The following is a 3701-nucleotide window of genomic DNA, read 5'->3' on the forward strand; positions in this document are numbered from 1 at the left end:
AAAAACCTTTACCAAAACTACTAGTAAACTGAACTTTAACAATTGAAGAATCGACTGCCCTCTTAAGTTTGCTTGAGCCAGCATTGCAGTTGCTGAATCTGTCATAATTTGGTTACGAGTGAACGCGGTCATCTCTTCTGCCATATCTGTGTCACGAATGATTGACTTAGCACTTTGTACATTTGCATGAGCCATACGCAAATAGTTTAGATTATTTTCTAAATTATTTTTCTGAAATGCACCAATCTCTGCTCGTGTCGACGATATCTCTCCGAGTGCTGTGTCTAAAATGCGCATTGTATCTTGGGCTTTGATCGGACCAGTAACATCTACGTCAGCTAATGATTGGAAACCGCTAATATTTTCTACTCCTGTACCCAAGTTGCTCGTACGCATATTGCGCAAAGTAAGCGAGGTTATTTGCTCTGCATTAGAGCCAATCTGGAAAACTAGTGAATTTTGGCTCACAGTGACTGTACCAGCGAGCGCTCCAATACATTCTGCCAGCTCCGCTTCTGACATTTGAGGTGATCGATTTCTTTGCCTCCGATGAATCTCTGTGGTTGAATCTTCTGACTGTGAAGGGTCTTCTGATAAAACATTTGATGAATGTGATTCTCCAGGTATCGAATGACCTTTGTATCTGATCGCCAATCCCTCTGTGTTGGAATTACCAACATTTCCAGTAAGCAACTGCCCTTGTCCAGTTGCTTCTTCTCCATTAATTTCTCCGGCTACATCTAGACCATTTTCGATTGTGTCATAAACATTTCCTTTTGTAGAAAGCAGGCCATTTGTAGAGCTAGAAACTTTGAAAGTGTATTCACTTCCAAACTGCTTATGTCGCAGAGTTATATTTTTGGAATCATTGGGAGCAATACTTTTTTCAGAAGCGCGTATCAAATCAATATCTAATCCTGCCTCCTTGATTGCAGCGTTAAGAGCATTAAGATTGCTCTCAATTGTTTCACCTTTGACCGATTGAAAATTGACAGTCTTAGAACCCTCTATGATCGTTATTTGTTCGCCTTTGTCGATAATTTCATTTGTCAGCGGAATAGAACCCCTAACCTCGGCCCGACAGGCAGCTTGAGCAATGTGTACGTCGTACCCGGTTGCCCCAGAGCTTTTCGTGGCTTGTGTAGCACCAACAAACTCTAAATCAGCTCCAGAAACAACACCTGAAGCCCCTTTGCTGCCATCAAGTAGATTTTTCTTGCCATATTGAGTACTTTGAGCGATTCGGTTTATGGTAGTGAGTATATTCTCAATTTCTTGCTGATCAGCTCGTAGCATGAATTCGTCATTTACTGCTTCATTTGCTGCGTGTACCGCCAACTGACGAGCATTTATTAAAGATGCACTCACCTCGTCTAGGGCAGCTTCAGCTGTTTGAACAAGTGAAATTCCAGCCTCTGAATTATCTATAGCCTGTTCCAGACCGACTGTCTGTGAACGCAATCGCTCACTAATTATTAGCGCAGCAGGTCCATCCGCACCTCGATTGATCTTCAACCCTGAGGACAAGCGCTCCATAGCCTTTGCTTGCTCAGTGCTATTGATCAGTAAATTCCTATGTGAATTAATCGCAGGCATATTCAGGTTGACTCGGATCGTCATTTTTCAATCCTTATGTCTTCTGAGTTAAAACAAACATGCTGAATCTAAAATAATTTTAATTTTCCACTAATACTATTTCGAAAAAAATTTTGATATTAAGTTCCCTACTAAAATCAATTATACTTGATAAAATTCATTTAAAATTTTGAAATTTTGCAAAAAATTAAACAATTTCTTAAAACTAGGAATCCAGAGATACAATTCCTCACTATAACTATCCCAATTATGTTCTTATTAGGATTAGTGTAATTATCTCGTTGATTTGGAGAACTAACAATATAATGCCCTCACTATGCCCCATACAGACGGCAACCTCTTCAATACGAACCACAATTCCCAACGCTGTCGCTGCCAGACTTATCGACGAACTTTTCGGATACTGCACAGAGACCAGCTTCCAAATCTATAACTCGGAAGATTTGGTCTTAGATTTGTCTGAAAAGGCCTTGAAGTGCATCACAAAAGCGTCTCCCTCTGGCTCATTCAGGCAGCTGAACAGTTACAAACAGATACACTGAAGACCAAACCATGCTCTCCATGGAGTTCAATGAACTCTGCAGTTCGCTAAGAACAGTTCAAATGCCAGATCTGGATAGTAATAAACTACACTTTTGGCAAGATACTCAACTTTGTTCGAATAAGTTGGTCATTCAAGACAGCCAGAGAACTTTTTCAGTAACTGAAGGCCTGTTCATTATGAGCTACTGCTCGGACTGTCTGAAAAATTATGAATATTTTAATATTGCTGCTATACACCACAGAGCAAGATATCCACAGCCCAGATCAAATCACTTAATTGTTGATTAACACATTATTTGATTCAGTTGCTTCATAAAATGAAGTGTTACAGTGAATCCAAAATGATACTAGAATTTTATTTGAACCTATTCCTTCATAATTTACACAACTCTTAAGCTCTAACGCCTTCTCTTTAGCACCAAATGAGAATCTTTTCTCGAAGTAACAGACCCATAAGTCTCCTGTGAGGGAACGTGACTAAGTACCGTTTATAGGAAGATCCAACTTCATCATAAGAATCCGTTGGCTGAGCCAAGTATCGGAGCAGTTTCTCAAACATCAGTTAACAGTCTAAATCTGATTCTGCATTCCACACTAAATTCTACTTATATCTTCTGATATTCCACATGAAAGCTCTTTCCATAAAACTTTGCTGGGTGGGTAGTCAGGATCTTGGTAGAACTTGAATCACTCTAACTCACTGATTTCAGATCAAGATTCTACTTCCATCTTTAGACAGAAAAAACGCACATAGTCCTGTGGTAATTTCTCTTCTGATTCTCTTGTTCAGAATAGGACAGCAGACAGAACTTCAGAATGAATGTAACTGAAAGTCTAGTGCGTATTTCTCAGGACGGCACTGATGCAATACAGTCACGCATAGAATAGTACTCAGAGACAAACCTGAGTTGTCCAGCTATTAGTACTTAAGATGTTCCGGATTAGTAGTCGGTGGGGATGCAACCCGAAGAGGTTTCGGTTGTGGCATCGGCAGGCGAGCACCCGAATGGTGGGCAAGCTGCGGTTCGGTCAGGCACCTCTCCTGGGTGCCTCCATTAGCATGTCAAAGACCTCATCCGTGCAGCCGAATCTTGCGCTGTCTGACGATCTCGTCATTAGTAGAAGTTTGATGCTTCTGCTGGCGCAGTTGGGCTTGTTGATCTTTCAATTGAGTCCATCCATCGCGTAAATTCTGAGCGACTTTCAGGACTTCGTCGACTATCGCAGCGTCCTTTTTCAGGTTTGCTTCGATGATTCGACCAATCATGAACACATATAAGGAGCGCAGGTTTTGCGCAACCTTGTTATCTTCCTCAACTCGAAGGGTGGCCAGCAGCTCGTTGACGATGTCACGGCTACGTGTCAGGTAGTGATGTGCTCCTTCGTAATCTTTTTCAGTAATTTTGTGCTGTCCCTTCCGTAAAAAGCGGGACAATCCATCGTATAACAAAATAATCAGCGACAGCTGATCCGAAGTCTGGATCTTTGTCTGATTGTAATTCTTGTACGGCAGCTGGGCCATGCTTTCCTCTAGGGGACATAATTTTTGGAAACAATGATTG

Annotated in this window: 2 protein-coding genes; both read right to left on the reverse strand. The window is 41.3% G+C overall.

Annotation, left to right across the window (positions count from 1 at the left end; all coding sequences use genetic code 11):
• A partial coding sequence (locus P8O70_12845; GenBank protein MDG2197746.1) for a flagellin occupies positions 1 to 1620 on the reverse strand: 1620 nt, incomplete at its 3' end.
• Positions 1621 to 3211: 1591 nt separating this feature from the next.
• Positions 3212 to 3701, reverse strand: a 490-nt coding sequence (gene fliS / locus P8O70_12850; GenBank protein MDG2197747.1) for a flagellar export chaperone FliS, incomplete at its 5' end; no start/stop codon positions are given.

The sequence above is a fragment of the SAR324 cluster bacterium genome (assembly GCA_029245725.1).
Taxonomy (GTDB): domain Bacteria; phylum SAR324; class SAR324; order SAR324; family NAC60-12; genus JCVI-SCAAA005.